This is a genomic window from Priestia sp. ABM2_011 (genome assembly GCF_056158845.1).
The window spans coordinates 1,050,176-1,068,470 of sequence record NZ_JBSWUB010000001.1 but is presented as its reverse complement, the minus strand read 5'-3'; the positions used below and the strand labels follow the sequence as shown (position 1 = coordinate 1,068,470).

The 18,295-nt window shown below is 39.2% G+C and carries 19 protein-coding genes and 1 pseudogene; all 20 read right to left on the bottom strand.

Going from position 1 to position 18,295, the window contains the following annotated elements; all coding sequences use genetic code 11:
• Positions 1-297 precede the first annotated feature (297 nt).
• The gene (spo0A, locus tag ACXAE4_RS05690; protein ID WP_013084985.1) at positions 298-1,086 is read right to left on the bottom strand and encodes a sporulation transcription factor Spo0A; all 789 of its coding nucleotides are present in this window, start codon (positions 1,084-1,086) and stop codon (positions 298-300) included.
• A gap of 227 nt (positions 1,087-1,313) precedes the next feature.
• Complete coding sequence (gene spoIVB, locus ACXAE4_RS05685; protein ID WP_028411587.1) at positions 1,314-2,594, bottom strand: SpoIVB peptidase; 1,281 nt, start codon at positions 2,592-2,594, stop codon at positions 1,314-1,316.
• Between the two features lie 182 nt (positions 2,595-2,776).
• Positions 2,777-4,504: a DNA repair protein RecN gene (recN, locus tag ACXAE4_RS05680; protein ID WP_028411588.1), complete on the bottom strand. Its 1,728-nt coding sequence runs from the start codon at positions 4,502-4,504 to the stop codon at positions 2,777-2,779.
• A gap of 16 nt (positions 4,505-4,520) precedes the next feature.
• Positions 4,521-4,970 carry a transcriptional regulator AhrC/ArgR gene (gene ahrC, locus ACXAE4_RS05675; RefSeq protein ID WP_013059136.1) on the bottom strand — a complete coding sequence of 150 codons (450 nt, stop codon included), beginning with the start codon at positions 4,968-4,970 and terminating at the stop codon, positions 4,521-4,523.
• A gap of 161 nt (positions 4,971-5,131) precedes the next feature.
• Positions 5,132-5,959: a TlyA family RNA methyltransferase gene (locus tag ACXAE4_RS05670; RefSeq protein WP_028411589.1), complete on the bottom strand. Its 828-nt coding sequence runs from the start codon at positions 5,957-5,959 to the stop codon at positions 5,132-5,134.
• Positions 5,956-7,857: a 1-deoxy-D-xylulose-5-phosphate synthase gene (gene dxs, locus ACXAE4_RS05665; protein WP_028411590.1), complete on the bottom strand. Its 1,902-nt coding sequence runs from the start codon at positions 7,855-7,857 to the stop codon at positions 5,956-5,958. Before dxs ends, ACXAE4_RS05670 begins: the two co-directional genes overlap by 4 nt.
• A gap of 320 nt (positions 7,858-8,177) precedes the next feature.
• A complete protein-coding gene (locus ACXAE4_RS05660) occupies positions 8,178-9,074 on the bottom strand; it encodes a polyprenyl synthetase family protein (RefSeq protein WP_028411591.1) in 897 nt (298 codons plus the stop codon).
• On the bottom strand, positions 9,074-9,307 hold the full coding sequence (locus ACXAE4_RS05655; protein WP_013059140.1) for an exodeoxyribonuclease VII small subunit: 234 nt from the start codon (positions 9,305-9,307) through the stop codon (positions 9,074-9,076). Before ACXAE4_RS05655 ends, ACXAE4_RS05660 begins: the two co-directional genes overlap by 1 nt.
• A 3-nt stretch (positions 9,308-9,310) precedes the next feature.
• A complete protein-coding gene (gene xseA / locus ACXAE4_RS05650) occupies positions 9,311-10,651 on the bottom strand; it encodes an exodeoxyribonuclease VII large subunit (protein WP_034271010.1) in 1,341 nt (446 codons plus the stop codon).
• Positions 10,652-10,735: 84 nt separating this feature from the next.
• The gene (gene nusB / locus ACXAE4_RS05645) at positions 10,736-11,128 is read right to left on the bottom strand and encodes a transcription antitermination factor NusB (protein ID WP_013059142.1); all 393 of its coding nucleotides are present in this window, start codon (positions 11,126-11,128) and stop codon (positions 10,736-10,738) included.
• 221 nt (positions 11,129-11,349) lie between these two features.
• Positions 11,350-11,751 (bottom strand): Asp23/Gls24 family envelope stress response protein, encoded by a 402-nt coding sequence (locus tag ACXAE4_RS05640; protein ID WP_013059143.1) that lies wholly within the window; start codon positions 11,749-11,751, stop codon positions 11,350-11,352.
• Between the two features lie 29 nt (positions 11,752-11,780).
• Positions 11,781-13,133 carry an acetyl-CoA carboxylase biotin carboxylase subunit gene (gene accC / locus ACXAE4_RS05635; RefSeq protein WP_028411593.1) on the bottom strand — a complete coding sequence of 451 codons (1,353 nt, stop codon included), beginning with the start codon at positions 13,131-13,133 and terminating at the stop codon, positions 11,781-11,783.
• 12 nt (positions 13,134-13,145) lie between these two features.
• Positions 13,146-13,646 carry an acetyl-CoA carboxylase biotin carboxyl carrier protein gene (accB, locus tag ACXAE4_RS05630; RefSeq protein WP_028411594.1) on the bottom strand — a complete coding sequence of 167 codons (501 nt, stop codon included), beginning with the start codon at positions 13,644-13,646 and terminating at the stop codon, positions 13,146-13,148.
• Positions 13,647-13,998: 352 nt separating this feature from the next.
• Positions 13,999-14,649: a SpoIIIAH-like family protein gene (locus ACXAE4_RS05625; protein ID WP_223268967.1), complete on the bottom strand. Its 651-nt coding sequence runs from the start codon at positions 14,647-14,649 to the stop codon at positions 13,999-14,001.
• 7 nt (positions 14,650-14,656) lie between these two features.
• Positions 14,657-15,319, bottom strand: a complete 663-nt coding sequence (gene spoIIIAG, locus ACXAE4_RS05620) for a stage III sporulation protein AG (RefSeq protein ID WP_028411595.1) — start codon at positions 15,317-15,319, stop codon at positions 14,657-14,659.
• A complete protein-coding gene (spoIIIAF, locus tag ACXAE4_RS05615) occupies positions 15,316-15,945 on the bottom strand; it encodes a stage III sporulation protein AF (protein ID WP_224980536.1) in 630 nt (209 codons plus the stop codon). The genes spoIIIAG and spoIIIAF overlap by 4 nt, the downstream gene beginning before the upstream one ends.
• Positions 15,942-17,075 (bottom strand): annotated as a pseudogene (spoIIIAE, locus tag ACXAE4_RS05610) (stage III sporulation protein AE); the annotation flags it as partial. The pseudogene spoIIIAE and the gene spoIIIAF, both read right to left, overlap by 4 nt.
• Before the next feature lie 74 nt (positions 17,076-17,149).
• Entirely contained in the window at positions 17,150-17,533 is a 384-nt protein-coding gene (spoIIIAD, locus tag ACXAE4_RS05605) for a stage III sporulation protein AD (protein ID WP_013059150.1), read from the bottom strand.
• A gap of 20 nt (positions 17,534-17,553) precedes the next feature.
• Positions 17,554-17,760 (bottom strand): stage III sporulation protein AC, encoded by a 207-nt coding sequence (gene spoIIIAC / locus ACXAE4_RS05600; RefSeq protein ID WP_013059151.1) that lies wholly within the window; start codon positions 17,758-17,760, stop codon positions 17,554-17,556.
• Positions 17,761-17,779: 19 nt separating this feature from the next.
• Complete coding sequence (gene spoIIIAB / locus ACXAE4_RS05595; RefSeq protein WP_028411597.1) at positions 17,780-18,292, bottom strand: stage III sporulation protein SpoIIIAB; 513 nt, start codon at positions 18,290-18,292, stop codon at positions 17,780-17,782.
• Positions 18,293-18,295: the final 3 nt, after the last annotated feature.

Sequence of the window (18,295 nt, the reverse complement as noted above, 5' to 3'; positions counted from 1 at the left end):
CATCTTCTAAATCTTCTTTCAAACACAAAGCCCTCATAACAATTAAATAAATTATTTCAATAAAATACACTACTATGGATCACAAGATGTACATTCCCTTAACCTCCCTATTTCCAACTCTTAAAACAAAATGAAAGGACCCATGAATGATTAAAATTCATCGGCCCTGCAGTAAAAAGTTTATTGATTTTCAGTTTGCTATCTAGTGTAAATTCCAAAAGTTTATCGGCATGTACTCTGTATTACAAAAGGTATCAGCTCACTCAAAACCCCGTAATTCCAGCAGTCCTATCCCTTTCAACTCGCTTTATGTTCAAGGCGTAATTTATCCGCAACCATGGCGATAAATTCACTATTTGTCGGCTTTGCTTTTGACATGCTGACAGTATATCCGAATAATGAAGAAATAGAATCAATGTTCCCTCGGCTCCATGCTACTTCAATGGCATGACGAATGGCGCGCTCAACGCGGCTTGCTGTTGTATTGTATTTTTTTGCAATGTCAGGATACAGCACTTTTGTAATCGACCCAAGCAGCTCAATATCCTTATATACCATTGAAATGGCTTCTCTCAAATATAAATAGCCTTTAATATGAGCAGGTACACCAATTTCGTGAATGATGCTCGTAATGCTTGCATCTAAATTTGCTGGTTTGCTGTCGCGATGCGAACGCATGGAAGAAGATGAACGTTGCATAAATGAAGATGTTTGTCCGCTAACTTGACGAATATGATTCACTAAGTTTTCCATATCAAACGGCTTTAGAATAAAATAAGCAGCTCCTAAATCAACCGCTTTTTTCGTTACGTCTTCTTGCCCAAATGCTGTTAGCATGATGACATTTGGATAATTTTCTTTTTTCATTTCTTTTAACTGACCTAAAACTGCTAATCCATCTAGATGCGGCATAATAATGTCTAATACAAGAACATCCGGATCTTTATCTTTTAAAATGGATAAACACTCTTGTCCATTGTAAGCTACTCCGATTACTTCCATGTCTTCTTGCTCTGAAATATAATCTTCAAGCAAACCAATTAGTTCCCGATTATCATCAACCAAGCATACTTTAATTTTTTTCAATGCAGCTTCCTCCTCAGTCCTTTATGTTATACGTCGTTTCCTACGTGTCTCTATTCTTTATTCTAAAGGACAAATTCGACAATGCAACATTATTTCCTTTATTTTTTTAGAAAAAAGTCTTTTAAATGGAATTTATTCGATTTTCTCTTATTTTCTTTGTTTTTCGACGTTTTTCTCGTACATTTACGACAATAATTTTTATCAAAAAAAGCGAACTAATGACAACATTAGCTCGCTTTTTTTCGATTATTTTTATAAATATCGATTCCTGCTTCGTTAAGCATCCATTCAATATGGACACCGTAACCGGAGGTAGGATCATTTACAAAAACATGGGTAACCGCTCCAACGACTTTACCGTTTTGAATAATCGGACTCCCGCTCATTCCTTGAACAATTCCACCTGTTTTCTTTAACAATTTAGGATCTGTAATTTTAATAACCATTCCTTTAGTAGCCGGAAACTTTTGAGGTATAGTACTCATAATTTCAATATCAAATTCTTCCACTTGATCATCATCTACTACCGTTAGAATTTTAGCCGGTCCTTCTTTTACTTGATGAGATAGAGCAATTGGCATTGCTTTATCCATTATTCCGTTTTCCATCGTTGAAGACAATTTTCCAAAAATACCGAAAGGACTATTTCGTGTAATATTTCCAATGATTTGTCTATCTTCAGAAAACCTCGCTAGCTTTTCGCCGGGAACGCCGTTCGAACCTTTCTCAATTGATGTAACGGTCGAACGGACAATTTGTCCATCTTCTACTACGATTGGCTTTTTTGTATCCATATCCGAAATAACATGGCCTAAAGCGCCGTATTTTTTAGATTTTGGATCATAAAAAGTCATTGTGCCAATTCCTGCAGCTGAATCACGGATGTATAAACCGATTCTGTACGCATAATCTTGCTTATCTTTTAACGGATACAGCTTCGTGTCAAACTGCTTTTTTTCTCTTAAAATATGCAGATTTAATGGTTCACCCGTTTTCCCTGCCTGCTGAATAAACGGTGTAATATCACTCATTTTTTCAATGGTTTTACCATTAATCTTCGTAATCATATCTCCAACTTGAATACCCGCAATTTCGCCAGGAGATTTTTTACCTTTTGCTGTATCTACCTGATGATAGCCTACAACAAGAACACCTTTTGAATTTAATTTCACACCGATTGATTGTCCACCAGGAATGACTTTAAAATCAGATAATACCTGCACGTCTACACGCTTTACAGGAATACCGGCCAAATGAAGCATCAACTCTTCTTTGCCTACCTGTTTGCCTGCTACGGTCAGCTTCGCCTTGTTACTTGTTACATCGTAAACAGGTGATGAAGCTTCTACGCTAAGCGGTAATGTCGTATTAATTTTTTCTTTTTGCTGTTCAAATAAGACGATTTGTTTTGGAATGTGTATATATTGTTGCACAACTGGAATAAATCCTACAAAAATGAACGAAACAAGGAGAATCGCACCAATTATATGTCTGTATCGATTTTGCATGTTTTCACTCTCCTCGCTTCCTCGCCTAAATGGCTACACATTTAATTTAGCCTTCTTAGAGCGCATTTATAACAGAAGTTCAGAGAAAAATGAAAAGAAGTGCAAGGAAACATTTTCAGTTCCTCCATTTTGTATAAAAAAACACCTTTAACACATACTGTTACGTGTTAAAAGGTGTTTTGTTAAATGGTCTGCTTCATCTTATCCGCTAAATCTAAAAGCTCTTTGGCATGCTCCTTCGTTAAGCTTGTAATTTCAGCTCCTGCAATCATTCGACCAATTTCTTTTACTTTTTCATCAAGAGTTAATGGAAGAACAGATGTCGTTGTACGATCACCTTTTATCTCTTTAGCAATAAAGAGATGAGTATCTGCCATAGCTGCTACCTGCGGCAAATGAGATATGCAAAGAACCTGCGAATCAACGGAAATGGCATGTATTTTTTCACCGATCGATTGAGCTACTCTTCCACTTACGCCTGTATCAACTTCATCAAAGATAATGGACGTCACGCCTTGATGCTTAGAGAAGATGCTCTTTAACGCCAGCATGATCCTTGACAGTTCTCCGCCTGATGCTACTTTCGCAAGAGGCTTTAACGGTTCACCAGGGTTGGTAGAAATATAAAACTCTACGTTGTCAATGCCGTCTTTGGTGAATTTTATTCTTTCGCCATTTACTTCAACGTCATTTTTACCTGCATTTACGACAGAGAATTTAATTTGAAATACGGTTTTAGCCATATAGAGTTCTTGAAGCTCATGATGGATGCTGTCCGTTAACTCCTGAGCAAGTTTTTTTCGAATAGCTGAAACGTTGTTAGCTTCTACTAATAAATCCTGTGCTACGCTGTTTAACTGTTCTTTGATCTTGCTCACGTGCGTATCTCGATTTTCAATACGATCAATTTCATCTTCAATTTGTGCTGCATATTCTAGAATTTCATCTACACTTTGACCGTATTTACGCTTTAAGTGATTAATTTCATTTAAACGCGCTTCAATAAAGTCTAAGCGTTTCGGATCAAATTCTAATAAATCCAGCTGCTGACGAATTTTATAAGATGCGTCTTCTAACTGATAGAAGCTCGATGAAATAATCTCCGAAATTTCGGCATAGTTTTTTTCCAGTGACGAAATATCCTCCGTATGATTCATTGCTACGCCTACCCAATCCAGACCTTGATGTTCACCGTGCAGCGCATTGTACGCATCGTTTAGCGACGTATAGATCTTTTCAAAGTTAGAAATCTTCAAACGCTCTTCATTTAGTTCCTCGTCTTCATTGAGCTGCAAATTTGCGGCTTTGATTTCATCTAATTGAAATTGAATAAGATCGAGGCGATGTGCCATCTGCTGCTCATTTTCAGTTAATTGATCCAACTGCTTTTTTAGCGACGTATACCTCGAAAATACCTCTCGATACTCCGTCAAAGCCTCTTCTACTTTTTCTCCTCCATATTGATCAAGAAGAGTTAAGTGACGATCTTGATTCATTAAATCTTGGTGCTCGTGCTGTCCATGTATATCAATTAACGTCTGTCCGACTTCACGTAGGATAGCTAACGTGACGAGCTTCCCATTGATACGGCAAATACTTTTCCCATTTGTAGTGATATCTCGGCGAAGCACAATCATTCCATCTTCCACTTCCAAACCGACTTGTTTGGCTTTTTCGTGACTCGGATGCTGTTCTTCATCAAATAAGAAAAGCCCTTCAATTTCGGCTCTGTCTGTTCCATGGCGGACAAACTCCGAAGAGCCTCTTCCACCTACTAACAATGAAATGGCATCAATAATAATCGACTTTCCCGCTCCTGTTTCGCCTGTTAATACCGTTAAGCCTTTTTCAAATGAAACAGAAAGTTCATCAATAATCGCAAAGTTTTTAATGGATAATTCAGCTAACAACCTGCTTCACTCACCTTTATAACATTTCTAAGAATCGGTCTGATATAATTTGCGTATCTTCAGGAGTACGGCAAATAATCAAACATGTATCGTCTCCACAAATTGTTCCTAATATTTCATCCCAGTCCAAATGATCAATCAATGCGCCAATCGCATTTGCGTTTCCCGGCAATGTTTTCATCACCAGCATATGCCCGGCTGAATCAATTTTTACAAATGCGTCCATAAGAGAGCGCTTTAACTTTTGTAAGGGATTAAAACGCTGATCTGCAGGCAAGCTGTATTTGTATCGTCCGTCCATCAAAGGCACTTTGACTAAGTGCAGTTCTTTAATATCACGAGAGATTGTTGCCTGTGTTACATTAAAACCTTGGTTTTTTAAAATATCTACCAATTCATCCTGTGTTTCAATATCATTATTCGTGATAATGTCACGAATTTTAATATGTCTTTGCCCTTTATTCATGTTGGCACCTCACATTAATATGTAATCTTCTTTTTGTTTTGTTGTTTATAAGTCTTTCACTAATTAAGTATCATAATGTGTTCAACTTGATTATGCACCTTTTGTATAAAGAGTCATAATCAAATCGCCAATGCTAAGTTTTTGCTTAACATTGGCCATTATTACTTTTTCTCTTTTAACGTCTTATGTGCTTCTTCGACCACTTCACGCACAGTAAGCGGAGCTTGATTTTCACCAAGTTCACGCTCGCCTTTCCAGCTCAGATGAAGAAGAAATTCGATATTTCCATCTCCTCCTGTTATCGGTGAATACGACATATTATATACATCGTATCCTTGACGAAGGGAGAAATCCACCATTCCTTGAAGGACTTCTTCATGCACTTTTGAGTCACGCACGATTCCTTTTTTCCCAACTTGCTCTCTTCCAGCCTCAAACTGTGGCTTAACAAGTGCAACAACATCGCTGTATGGAACAAGAAGTGTTTTTAACACAGGGAGAATGAGTCTTAAGGAAATAAACGATACATCAATAGAAGCGAATTCAGGCAAGCCTCTTGATAAATCAGCTGGTGTCACATAACGGAAATTTGTTCGTTCCATTACTTCTACTCGCTCATCTTGACGAAGCTTCCAAGCTAGCTGATTATAGCCTACGTCTAGCGCATAGGACATCTTCGCTCCATTTTGAAGCGCACAATCGGTAAAGCCTCCAGTAGAAGAACCAATATCAATCATGATTTTATCCGCTACATGGACATTAAATTCTTTAATCGCTTTTTCAAGCTTAAAGCCGCCTCTGCTGACGTAAGGCATCACTGCACCTTTAATTGTCAGCGGCGTATCGCGTTCAATTTTCTCTCCCGGCTTATCCAAACGGACTTCATTCGCATAAACAAGTCCTGCCATCACTGTACGCTTTGCTTTTTCTCTTGTTTCAATCAAACCTCGTTCTACTAATAATACATCTACTCGTTCTTTTTTTGTCACTTAACTTCAAGCCTCTTTTGTGTTGGTGTTACGAGTTTTTTAACTCGATTTATAATCTCTTCTTTGGTTAAGCCAATTTCTTCTAAAAGTTTTGTTACGCTGCCGTGCTCGATAAAGCGATCAGGAATACCCATACGTTCAACGCGAGTATTATAATAGCCGTGCTCTGATGCAAACTCTAACACCGCACTTCCAAAACCGCCTTGAAGTACCGCTTCTTCCACCGTAATCACAGGCTTATTCGTTTGGAAAATCTCGTGAAGCATTTTTTCATCCAGCGGTTTAATAAAACGAGCATTGACCACTTTGACGCTGATTCCTTGCTTCTCAAGTTCTGCTGCTGCATCCATCGCCATTGAAATCGTTGTACCAAACGTTAAAATGGTTGTATCCGAACCTTCTTTTAATACGTCCCATGTACCGATCGGAATGTTTTTCAGTTCTGAATCTAGTTCAACACCTAATCCGTTTCCTCTCGCATAGCGCATCGCAATCGGACCTTCTTCATAAGTCAAAGCAGTGTGAACCATGTGCTGACCTTCATTTTCGTCTTTTGGCATCATAATAACAAGGTTAGGCAAATGACGTAAAAACGCAATGTCAAATACACCTTGGTGCGTTTCACCATCAGCACCTACTAGTCCAGCTCGATCAATCCCAATAAATACATTTAGCTTCTGACGGCAAATATCATGAACCACTTGATCGTATGCACGCTGTAAAAACGTCGAATAAATAGCTAAAAAGGGCTTCATATTTTGAGTTGCAAGACCAGCGGCCATTGTTGTTGCATGCTGCTCTGCAATCCCAACATCAAACATGCGATGCGGAAACTCTTTTTGAAACGCTTCAAGTTTTGAACCTACAGGCATTGCTGGCGTTACTGCTACGATACGCTCATCTTCCCTAGCCATTTTCAATACCGTATCACTTACTAATTTACTCCAAGCAATCGGAACATTTTTGTCTTTAATAAAGTCACCGGACTCAATTTTGTAAGGGCCTGTACCATGCCACGCTCCGCTTTTATCGCTTTCCGCTGGCAAGTACCCTTTCCCTTTTTTCGTAATCACATGAATCAGTACCGGTCCTTTTGTTTTCTTTGCATATTGTAACGTTTCCAATAAATCGTCATAGCTATGGCCGTCAACCGGTCCTAAATACGTAAAGCCAAGATCTTCAAAGAACATGCCTGACACAACCATGTACTTTAGGCCATCTTTTACACGTTCTGCCGTTGCCGCGAGCTTACCGCCTACCGCAGGCACTTTTTTCAGTAGAACTTCAAGCTCATCTTTTACCCAGTTGTATTTGCCCGCCGTGCGCAAACGCCCCAGAATGCTGTGTACAGCCCCGACGTTAGGAGCGATAGACATTTCATTGTCATTTAAAATAACGGTCATATCCGTTTGCTCGTGCCCGATGTGGTTAAGCGCTTCAAGAGCCATACCACCTGTTAAAGCTCCGTCACCAATGATAGGAACAATGTGAGCTTTTGTTTTTTGCAAATCTCTTGCAGCAGCCATTCCCATTGCGGCTGAAAGAGATGTAGAACTATGTCCCGTTTCCCATACATCATGCTCACTTTCATCTCGCTTTGGAAAGCCGCATAATCCTTTATATTGACGGATTGTATCAAACTCTCCCGCTCGTCCTGTTAAAATTTTATGGACATACGACTGATGCCCGACGTCCCATAAAAATTTATCTTTTGGACTGTCGAACACTTTATGGAGTGCAAGCGTTAACTCAACAACCCCTAAATTTGGCCCTATATGACCACCAGTTGCAGAAAGCTTTGTAATTAAAAAACGACGAATCTCTTCACTTAGTTCTTCTAATTGTGTTACTGACATTTTCTTTAAAAACTCAGGATTTTTTATCGTTGTAAGATCCAAGGTGGATCACTCACTTTCGTACTTGTTATAAAGTTACCTTAATACATTGTCTATTGTTTTATACGTATAGTCAATTTTTAGTATTTCCTTATTACTTACAATACCTTTGATATTCTATCAGTAAACCAGTGATATTCAAAGGAAAATAGTGAAAAAATAGCCGCTAACACAAATGTGATAACGGCCACCAAGATATTGTATATGTCTTTCAAACCTATGCACTACGCTTTTATACAGTAGTAAAATCATTATAGCATAGCCCCTATTGGGACTCAATCTTATTTTACTGTATCACTCAAAAAACCTGACAGAAATCGTCATTAACTATCACGTTTTGCTATATATAAACAAATTTCTTCTAGTAATCCGTGCTTAATTTGAGCTTGACGTAACGAGAGAAGTGCTTGTTCAACATGATACTGTAACTTTTCTTTGGCCGCTTCCATACCTAATAAAGAAGGATATGTCGTTTTTTCATTTTCTGTATCACTGCCAATTGGCTTTCCTAACTTTTCTTCAGACCCTTCCACATCCAAGATATCATCTTGAATTTGAAACGCTAACCCTACATGCTTACTGAATTCTTCTAATAATTCTTGCTGTAGAGGCGTAGCTTTTGCAAGAATTGCTCCTGCTTTTACACAGAATCCTAGCAGCTTCCCCGTTTTATGAAGATGAATATATTCAAGCTCATCTAGCGTGAGCTGCTTTTTTTCACCTTCCATATCTGCAACCTGTCCGCTGATCATACCTTCTGTTCCGCTTGCTTTTACCAGTTCTGTAATGAGCTGAAGTTTCATATGTGATGTAATTTCAGGATGTACCGCTTCAGAAATGAGCTGAAAGCTATTTGTTAAAAGAGCATCTCCAGCTAATATAGCCGTTGCTTCGCCGTACACCTTGTGATTTGTCGGTTTACCTCTTCTTAAGTCGTCATCATCCATACTAGGTAAATCATCATGAATGAGCGAATATGTATGAATCATTTCCACTGCACAGGCTGTTTCTAGTCCGATGCTCTCGTCTTTTCCAAATGCATGTAGCGTTGCAAACAACAGCACTGGGCGAAGTCGCTTTCCTCCTGCCGTAAGCGAGTAAAGCATGGATTCCTTTAAGTTAACCGGAGCATGTAATGCCTTTACCACTTCAGGCAAGCGTGTTTCTACTCGATCTTTTGTAAAAGAAATATACTCTTTTAAATTCATTTCATTCACCATCACTCTTCCTCCTGTACCGAGAATGGCTCAAGCGTTCCGTCTTCACGTAAAATAGTTTCCATTTGCTTTTCAATATGCTGAAGACGATCGTGACAGAATTTTGAAAGAGTCATTCCTTCTTGGAATTGTTGAATTGCTTCTTCTAAAGGCACGTCGCCTTCTTCTAGCTTGTTTACGATGGTTTCTAACTGCTCCATCGCCTCTTCAAACGTATACTCTTTATTTGTCGCCATTTTTCATCGCTCCTCTATTTTCGAAACTTCACACTGCAACTGTCCATCGGTCAAACGAACGTTTACCACATCACCTTTGGATACTTGTTTGGTTGATTTAATTAACTCTTTTTCTTTATCGTATACTAAGCTGTAGCCTCTTTCCATTGTTTTTAATGGACTAAGCGTATGTAATTTTGACGTTGCCGTGGCAAATAAAAGCTGTTTTTGCTTTAGCAGCTGCTGCATCTCTTTTGTCAGCATTTTCGTCAGCTGCTGTTGACGGTCTGCCGCTTTCGTTAACTGATGCTCGGGGTGATTGCGCAACAAAGCGGCTGTTAGCTGCTCGTAGTTCGTCCGTTTATGCTCAATGTACCTTCTACCTTCACGATAAAAACGCTCCATCAGCTGATCTAACTGCTGCTCTTTTTGCTCGACCAACTTTTGAGGGTAACGAAAAGCATATGATTTCTGAGATCGTTCAAGCCTGCGGCTACTAGACTGAAGCATCTCTTTCATCGAACGAAGAAGACGGATATTTCGCTGAGTCAATCTTTCTGTAATTTCACTGATATGAGGTACGGCCAGCTCCGCAGCACCCGTTGGAGTAGGGGCTCGCAAATCTGCTACAAAGTCTGCAATTGTAAAATCGGTTTCATGTCCAACCGCTGAAATAACGGGAATAGTAGAAGTGAAAATTGCACGAGCTACGCTTTCTTCGTTAAACGCCCAAAGCTCTTCAATTGACCCGCCGCCGCGGCCGACAATTAATACGTCTGCTTCTTTACGACGGTTTGCTTCTTCAATTGCCTTGATGATAGACGGTGCCGCATTCACTCCTTGAACAAGAGCGGGCATAACAATAATGTTCGCGTTATATCTGCGCTTTAATGTCGTAATAATATCACGTACGGCGGCTCCAGTAGGAGATGTAATCACACCTATTGTTGTTGGATACTTCGGAAGTTTTCGTTTTCTAGCATGATCAAACAAGCCTTCTTTTTCCAGCTTTTTTTTCAGCTGTTCGTAGGCCAAGTATAAGTTTCCAACGCCGTCAGGCTGCATTTCTTTTACGTACATTTGATAATTTCCGCTTGGTTCATAAACCGAAATTTCAGCTCGAATCAGTACATTCATTCCTTCTTCAGGCTGAAAATTAAGCTGACGGTTATGCCCAGCAAACATAACGGCTGCGATACGAGCATTTTGATCTTTTAAGGTGAAATACATATGTCCTCGACTATGACGTTTAAAGTTAGAAATTTCTCCTTTAATCCATACATCTTGCATGTGAGGGTCTACGTCAAACTTGCGCTTGATGTATCGTGTAAGAGCCGTAACGGTTAGATAACGCACTTCACTCATCATTTTGCCTCCTTTGCAGTCACCCTCTCCCCTTTATATAAAGGAGAGAAGCATTTTAGTCACTTGATTTGGCAAGATGAACGTTTATTTAGATAAAGTTGTTAACACTTTAGACAATACGCCGTTGATAAACTTGCTTGATTGATCATCGCCAAATGTTTTTGCTAATTCAATCGCTTCATTTAACGTAACGCTCGTAGGAATTTCTTCTTCATACTTCATTTCGTATACGGCAATACGCAGGATTACGCGGTCTACAGTAGCTACGCGGTCTAACGTCCATTTTTCTAAATGATTGCGTAAAAGTTCATCAATTTCTTGCTGATGCTCAACTACACCTAGCACAAGACTTTCTAAAAATTGATCAGACTTTTCGTTTTGTACAACATTTCCGATTGCCTCCATTGGCTCGGTTTGCCCTAAATCATGCTGAAATAGTGCTTGTAATGCTTTTTGGCGTGCTGTATGTCTTTTCATTATTTTTGCTCCTTTATTTATCTTCTTCAACTAGTATACCTAGATAATAGCATAGTTTATGAAACGATACTTGATTGTTCTTATACGAAGTTTGTAGAACACGAAAAAGACCGTCTTTATGACGAGACAGTCTTTTTCACTTTACCATAGCTTGTGTTGAAAAGGAACAAGTAATCATACGTTATTCCATTTTAGCAACAGCCGTTAGGTAAACGTTTGTTTTATTCAACTTCTTCAATATCAGTTTTTTGCGTATCAAACTGAATCCCTACGATATGAATGTTTACTTCATCGAGATCAATAGCTGTCATATTTTTAAGGGCTTGACGAATGTTATCTTGTACTTGCTGCGCTACGTTTGGAATAGACACACCAAACTTCATCATACAAAACACGTCTACTTTTATCCCGTTTTCTGTTAAGTCCACTTTTACACCTTTACCGTGGTTTTTCTTTCCTAGTTTCTCCACAACGCCAGCTGCAAAATTTCCTCTCATTGCAGAAACGCCTTCTACTTCAGAAGCAGCAATACCCGCAATGACTTCAATAACCTCAGGAGCAATTTCTACTTTGCCAAGAGAATTTGGGTGTTCTTCCATTTCTAATACATGATTTTCATTCATGTACAGCACCTCCTATAGTTTATATTATACTAAGAATTCATTACGTCATATAGCTCAAGAAACTTCGTGTTGAATTCACCGCTAACAAATTTTTCATGATTTAATAGCTTTTGGTGAAAAGGAATAGTGGTCGCAACGCCATCGATAACAAATTCATCTAACGCGCGCTTCATTCGTTCAATAGCTTCCTCACGAGTTGGCGCATGAACAATCAATTTAGCCACCATTGAATCATAGTAAGGTGGGATTGCATAGCCCGGATATGCAGCAGAGTCTACGCGCACTCCGTAGCCACCTGGCGGCAAGTACATTTGAATCGTACCTGGTGATGGCATAAAGTTTTTCTCTGGGTTTTCTGCGTTGATTCGGCACTCAATTGCCCATCCGTTAAACGTCACTTCTTCTTGCGTAAACGGTAAAGTTTCACCATTTGCCACGTTGATTTGTTCTTTAATTAAGTCAACTCCTGTCACCATCTCTGTAACAGGATGTTCTACTTGGATACGCGTATTCATTTCCATGAAGTAAAATTTGTTTTCACGATAATCATAAATGAATTCCACGGTTCCGGCTCCTGTGTAATTAACGGCTTGAGCGGCTTTAACAGCAGCGTCGCCCATTAATTCACGCGTTTTTTCGTCCAACGCTGGAGAAGGCGTTTCTTCAATTAATTTTTGAAGACGGCGTTGAATCGAGCAATCACGCTCTCCTAAATGTACAGTATTTCCATGAGAATCAGCCAACACTTGGATCTCAACGTGACGGAAATCCTCAATGAACTTTTCAATGTACACACCAGGGTTACCGAAAGCTGTCGCAGCTTCTTGCTGCGTAATTGTAATACCTTTAATAAGCTCTTGTTCATTTTTCGCAACGCGGATTCCTTTTCCTCCGCCTCCTGCCGTTGCTTTAATAATAACAGGATAGCCAATATCATTAGCGATTGACATACCGTCTTCCACTGACTCTACAATTCCAGTGGAACCAGGAACAATTGGAACACCCGCTTCACGCATCGTTTCTCTCGCTACGTCTTTTGTTCCCATTTTGTTAATGGCTTCAGGACTTGGTCCTACAAATGTAACGTTACACTCTCTGCATAGCTCTGCAAAATCAGCGTTTTCAGCTAAAAAGCCGTATCCAGGGTGAATAGCGTCACAGCCCGTTAGCATCGCAACACTCATAATGTTTGTAAAGTTTAAATAGCTGTCTTTAGATGACGTTGGTCCAATACAATACGCTTCGTCTGCTAATTGTACATGCAAAGAATCGCGATCAGCTTGAGAATGAACAGCTACTGATTCTACACCTAACTCTTTACACGCTCGAATAATTCGAACCGCAATTTCTCCTCGATTCGCAATTAATAGCTTTTTAATCATATTTACCGCTCCTTATTCAGGCTTTACTAAGAAAAGAGGTTGACCGTATTCTACAAGTTGTCCATTTTCAACTAATACGTCAACGATTTCACCTTTAACTTCTGCTTCGATTTCATTAAATAATTTCATTGCTTCTACGATACATACAACCGAATCTTTTTGTACTTTATCTCCAGGCGTTACGTATACATCTGTTTCTGGCGATGATGACGCATAGAATGTCCCTACCATCGGAGATGTAATTTTATGTAAGCTTTCATCAACCGCTGGGGCCGCTTGTTCTTCTTTTGGCTGTGCAGACTGTGCTGCCGGGGCTGGCGCCGCTGCTGCCTGCGGTGCAGGTGCTGCTGCTTGTTCAGGTGCCGAAACCACTACTTGCTGCGCTTGTTTGGAAACAATTGCGTCTTTTTTCTTCATCTTGATTTTGGAGCCTTCGTGCTCATAGGTGAACTCCTCGATTGATGATTGATCAACTAGTTTAATGATCTCACGGATCTCTTGAATTTTTAACATATTGAACACTCCTACCTCATGAAAATAGAATTCTCTACAATGTTAATAATACGATAAATGGCTACAGCCATTCAATTCGTTTGGCAAACATTAAAAAGAAGTTCCACTTACTCTATAATAACTTTTTAGCGTTATTGTTTTATAAATGGAAACATAGCTTTACAGATGACAATACTTATGAAAACATTTGTCACCTAGTACTAATATAAGATTATGAAACCTATTATAACCGAAGTAAAAAAAGAAAGCCATGTTAAAATTTTTCCCGTCTCGCTTAGATTTTAGTCATTTCATAAAAAAAGAAGTGTAAACAACCCCAATTTGCGGCTGTTTTACACTTCTTTTATTCCCTTTATTTAGTTGGCTGAAACTCTACCGCTACTTCTTTTGGACCCATTTCTTTTTTGACTAGCTGAATGATTTGATTGGCTTTTGTTTTTGAGTGTTTTTCTGTCTTAACGGTAATTTGCACTTGTTTTCCATCTGCTCTTACTAGCGCGTCGCTGTATCCTTTTGCTTTAATTAATGTTTCCAGCGTTGCTTCTTTTTCCCCAAGCTTTGATAATTCATCGATTTTATCCATCGCTTTGCTTACTTCTGCAGGCGTTACATTTTTTGATGCCGCTACTTCCTGATACTCTTCTTTCAGCTGACTTCTTTCATCATTTAATTCCAAGCGGAGCGCCGTAAATAGCTCGTCGCTATCTGTGCTTGATACAACCGCTGATTCTTTTGCATTTTTAGCCGTTTCCTTTTTTACATCTTCTGCTGAGCCTTCGGTTTTTGAATCTTCTTTTGTTCCTGATTTCTCATCTGCCTGTTGTTTTGTATCTTCTGCAGGAGCCTTGTCATCAGCCTGTTTTTCGCTTTGTTTTTCATTGTCTACTAGCGCAACATTACTCTGAGGATTTTCTGGCGTTGTCATATAGTACACCGATAACACAACAACTAAACTTAACATTGTTAATAACCAAACCGTTTGCTTTTTTAATAACATATTCATTTCCCCCTCATCCTTTTTTCGCTAATACTGCTACTCTATGACTTGGTATATCGAGCGCTCTTGTCACGGCTTCAATAATAGATTTCTTTACCTCGATATTATCAGCTCCTTTAGCGACAACTAACACACCTCTGACTTTTGGCTTTTCGGTTTTGACTACAACAGGCTTTTCTTGTTCTCCACTTCTTACAATGACCAGCTGTTCATCTGTTGAGGAATCTTCAACTTTACGAGTCCCTCCTTCACGGTCCGTCTCGTTGGTCGTTTGCGATTTTGTCACGCTGTTTTTTTCATATATTTTGGATTCTGTTGCATCTAGGTTCACAATTACTTTTACCTTACTTACGCCTCTAACTTGATCTAAAATATCTTTCAATTCTTCCTCATACCGCTCTTCATAACCTGTCATCGTTGTTGTCTTTTTGGAGCTAAAAGCGGGAATATCTTGTGATACGGGTGGTGCGCTGGTTTCTTTGCTTGCACTCTTTAATAATCCGCCTGAATTCATAGATGTTGTGAGTGAGTTGCTAAATACCATAAAGATAACGCCTGCAGCTAGTAAAATACCTATATACATTAACTTTGAAGGTTTCTTCGTAGTTGATGACTGTTTAAGTGAAAAGAACCGCTGAAAAAATGATGGGTCACCTTTTTCTGGCTTTTGACTCATTTCGTGTCTCCCTCCTCCATATTCACAACAACTTGGCCTTGTTTTACATCCCATTTTGCTGCTAAATAGTTGGATAATTTCTTGGATTCTGTTGGTTTGTTTGTTTCGATCGGTGTGGAGGTATCAATAGAAATAACTTTCACAGCTGAAACAACCTCGGAATCACCCGATGCTTTTTTACTTACGGCAACTGAAATGGATTTAATATTATCAGCGGTAGGTTCGTCGTTCGGCTTTTTTGTTTCAATGTGAATTCGATCAATTGCTACACCATACTGATCCATCAACTCCTCTTTTACATCTGCCTCCATTTGGACAGCCATTTGTTCTAAAATATATGCACGTTGTGAAGCTTGTATTTCTTTTTTCTGATTTTCTATTGAATTTTCTACCTGTTGATCGGATCGAATAGATGATAAGCTAAGTGATTTCAGCATTTGATTAACATCCACTTTAAAAATTTGAAAAACGGGTGTAATAATAATCAGCATCAAAAGAAGTCCAACCACCAGCTTCGTATACTTTTGAAAACTAGAATTGGGCAACAGTAAATTAATAATGGTAGCTAATAAGATAAAAAGAACGATATTCGTAATCCACGTCGTTAAGGCCTGCAATTTCTTCACCTCACCATCATTGTGACGTTGCTCGCTGTAATGATGACCGTTAAACATAAGAAAAACATAAGCGAGACAACAGCAAGCGCCGCAAAAATATAGATGACGCTTTTGCTGATAATGCTCAAGCAGGAAATAACCGGTCCTCCTCCAATGGGTTGAAGAAGAGCTGCTGCTAGCTTATAGATAAAAGCGAGCGTTAACACTTTAATAGCCGGAAATGCGACGATTAACAGTAAGACTGCTACTCCAGCAATCCCTACTGAATTCTTTAATAGAAGCGAGGCACTGATGACTGTATCAGCCGCATCTGTGAACACACGCCCTACAACAGGTATAAAGTTCCCTGTGACGAACTTTGCCGTTCGAATCGTAATACCGTCAGCAACAGCTGATGTGGCACCTTGGACGGATAGCACACCTAAAAAAACAGTTAGGAATATTCCAAGCACGCCAATGCTTATATTTCTCAACAGCTGAGCAAGCTGTGTAACCTTATGCTCATCTGAAATCGTACTCACAATGCTAAGCAGTGCTGAAAGAAAAAGCAGCGGCATCACTACGTATTGAATAAGCAAACCGCTGGTGTTCATTAAAAACAAAATCATCGGATGAAAAAAGGCTGCCGATACAACTCCTCCTGATGATGCCATTAAGGCAAGCAGCAGCGGCACCAGAGCTAAAATGAATTTGGTCATGGTCTCGATCGCTCCTGTTGCATAAGAAATAGCAATTTGAAAACTATTAAGAGCAATGATGATCAAAACCATATATACAAGCGCATACGCTACTTTACTTACGGTTTGCTGATTAAACGCACTTTGGAGCGTTTGCAAAAACACGCTAAAAACCGTTAGCATAATGAGTGTACCGAGGAGCTTTCCATTCGCTAATACTTCGTGAAATAAAAACTTTACAAGACCTCCTAGCCATTCTTTAAGAGAGAACTCTTTTTCTCCTTTTAAAAAATCGACTAAACTTCCCTTCTGACTCTCGGGTAAAAAGCCGCCGTATTGGGTAATAATATCGTCCCAAAACTGTTTGACTTCATCGATACCGAGCTTATCAATTTGTTCATTGACAAGTTCTTGCTGCTTCGGGGGTTCGGAAGCTTGTACATTTTCTGGAAAGAAAAAAAGAGGAACAAAAGAAGAGCGAGTATATTCACTTTAAACGTCCACCGCTTCATTTCGTCACCTCATATTAAGTAAAATTAATTGGGCAGCATTGAAATAATCGTTTCAATAATGACCGTCAAAATAGGAATTGCCATGGAGAGAATCAGCACTTTTCCACCTAATTCAATTTTAGAAGCAATGGCACCTTGTCCTGCATCTTTCGTAATTTGAGCACCAAATTCGGCGATATAGGCAATACCAATGATTTTCAAAATGGTTTCCACATAAATCATGTTAACGTGAGCATTGATCGACAGCCGCTCGACCATCTTAATAATCTCGTAGATTTGATCAATTAAAAAAAGAAAGATCACGGATCCCACGAATACGACAAGTAAAAAAGCAATAGGTGATTTATGTTCTTTTAAAATGAGTGCCAAAAATGTCGCTACTAATCCTAAGCCCACAATTTGAAGCATTTCAATGGCAAATCACCCCTCTACCCTTGAAATAAAAAAACCGATTTGATTTTTTGAAATAAGTCCTCCACAATCGAAGCAACCATAAATAAAATATAAATAAAACCGATGAGGGTAACCCAATTCGCGTAATCTTTTTTTCCCATCTGTTCGAGTACGGTGACTAAAAAAGCTACGACGATACCAATCCCAGCAATCTGAAAAATGGTGTTCATATCAATTCCCACATTCAATCCTCCTCCATCGCTACATCAATAGGATGACCAGTAGCAATCCAGATAGAAAGCCTAAACTTTTAACCATTTTTTCATAGCGATTCTGCTTATCAACTGCATCTTGTTCTTCGCGTTCGAGATGGTTCAGCGTCAGCAAAATATGCTTTTGCTGCGAATAACGATCATGCTGACCAAGCGTTTCACCAAATTGTTTTAAGATTTCCAGTTCTCCTGTTTTAAGTGCGGTTTGTTTCCAAAATTGGTCCAACGTCTTTTCCCAAGCTTCCTTGACACTTTCAGTACCTTCTTTTAATTTCATTGAAAATTCACTAAATAAAGAAGCTAAAGGGTTAGGAAGCTGTAGAGATAACAAATGAGCAACTTCTTGAAGAGGCCGGTTGCTATACATAATTTCCGCTTCTAACGACCGAAGAGCCGTTTTTAATTGCCTGAGCTGCCTAGGTCTTTCGCTAAGCTGCTTTGCAAACTCAAATCCTGTGTAAGTGGAAGCAAATAAGATAAAGATGGCACCAAACAGTTTCATACA

What these genes read in the sequence shown, in the direction of transcription:
- spoIVB (WP_028411587.1), bottom strand. Translation starts at nt 2,594, where the DNA reads ATGCAAAATCGATACAGACATATAATTGGTGCGATTCTCCTTGTTTCG.
- ahrC (WP_013059136.1), bottom strand. Translation starts at nt 4,970, where the DNA reads ATGAATAAAGGGCAAAGACATATTAAAATTCGTGACATTATCACGAAT.
- ACXAE4_RS05660 (WP_028411591.1), bottom strand. Translation starts at nt 9,074, where the DNA reads ATGGTGAATGAAATGAATTTAAAAGAGTATATTTCTTTTACAAAAGAT.
- ACXAE4_RS05655 (WP_013059140.1), bottom strand. Translation starts at nt 9,307, where the DNA reads ATGGCGACAAATAAAGAGTATACGTTTGAAGAGGCGATGGAGCAGTTA.
- xseA (WP_034271010.1), bottom strand. Translation starts at nt 10,651, where the DNA reads ATGAGTGAAGTGCGTTATCTAACCGTTACGGCTCTTACACGATACATC.
- nusB (WP_013059142.1), bottom strand. Translation starts at nt 11,128, where the DNA reads ATGAAAAGACATACAGCACGCCAAAAAGCATTACAAGCACTATTTCAG.
- ACXAE4_RS05640 (WP_013059143.1), bottom strand. Translation starts at nt 11,751, where the DNA reads ATGAATGAAAATCATGTATTAGAAATGGAAGAACACCCAAATTCTCTT.
- accC (WP_028411593.1), bottom strand. Translation starts at nt 13,133, where the DNA reads ATGATTAAAAAGCTATTAATTGCGAATCGAGGAGAAATTGCGGTTCGA.
- accB (WP_028411594.1), bottom strand. Translation starts at nt 13,646, where the DNA reads ATGTTAAAAATTCAAGAGATCCGTGAGATCATTAAACTAGTTGATCAA.
- ACXAE4_RS05625 (WP_223268967.1), bottom strand. Translation starts at nt 14,649, where the DNA reads ATGAATATGTTATTAAAAAAGCAAACGGTTTGGTTATTAACAATGTTA.
- spoIIIAG (WP_028411595.1), bottom strand. Translation starts at nt 15,319, where the DNA reads ATGAGTCAAAAGCCAGAAAAAGGTGACCCATCATTTTTTCAGCGGTTC.
- spoIIIAD (WP_013059150.1), bottom strand. Translation starts at nt 17,533, where the DNA reads ATGCTTCAAATTGTGGGCTTAGGATTAGTAGCGACATTTTTGGCACTC.
- spoIIIAB (WP_028411597.1), bottom strand. Translation starts at nt 18,292, where the DNA reads ATGAAACTGTTTGGTGCCATCTTTATCTTATTTGCTTCCACTTACACA.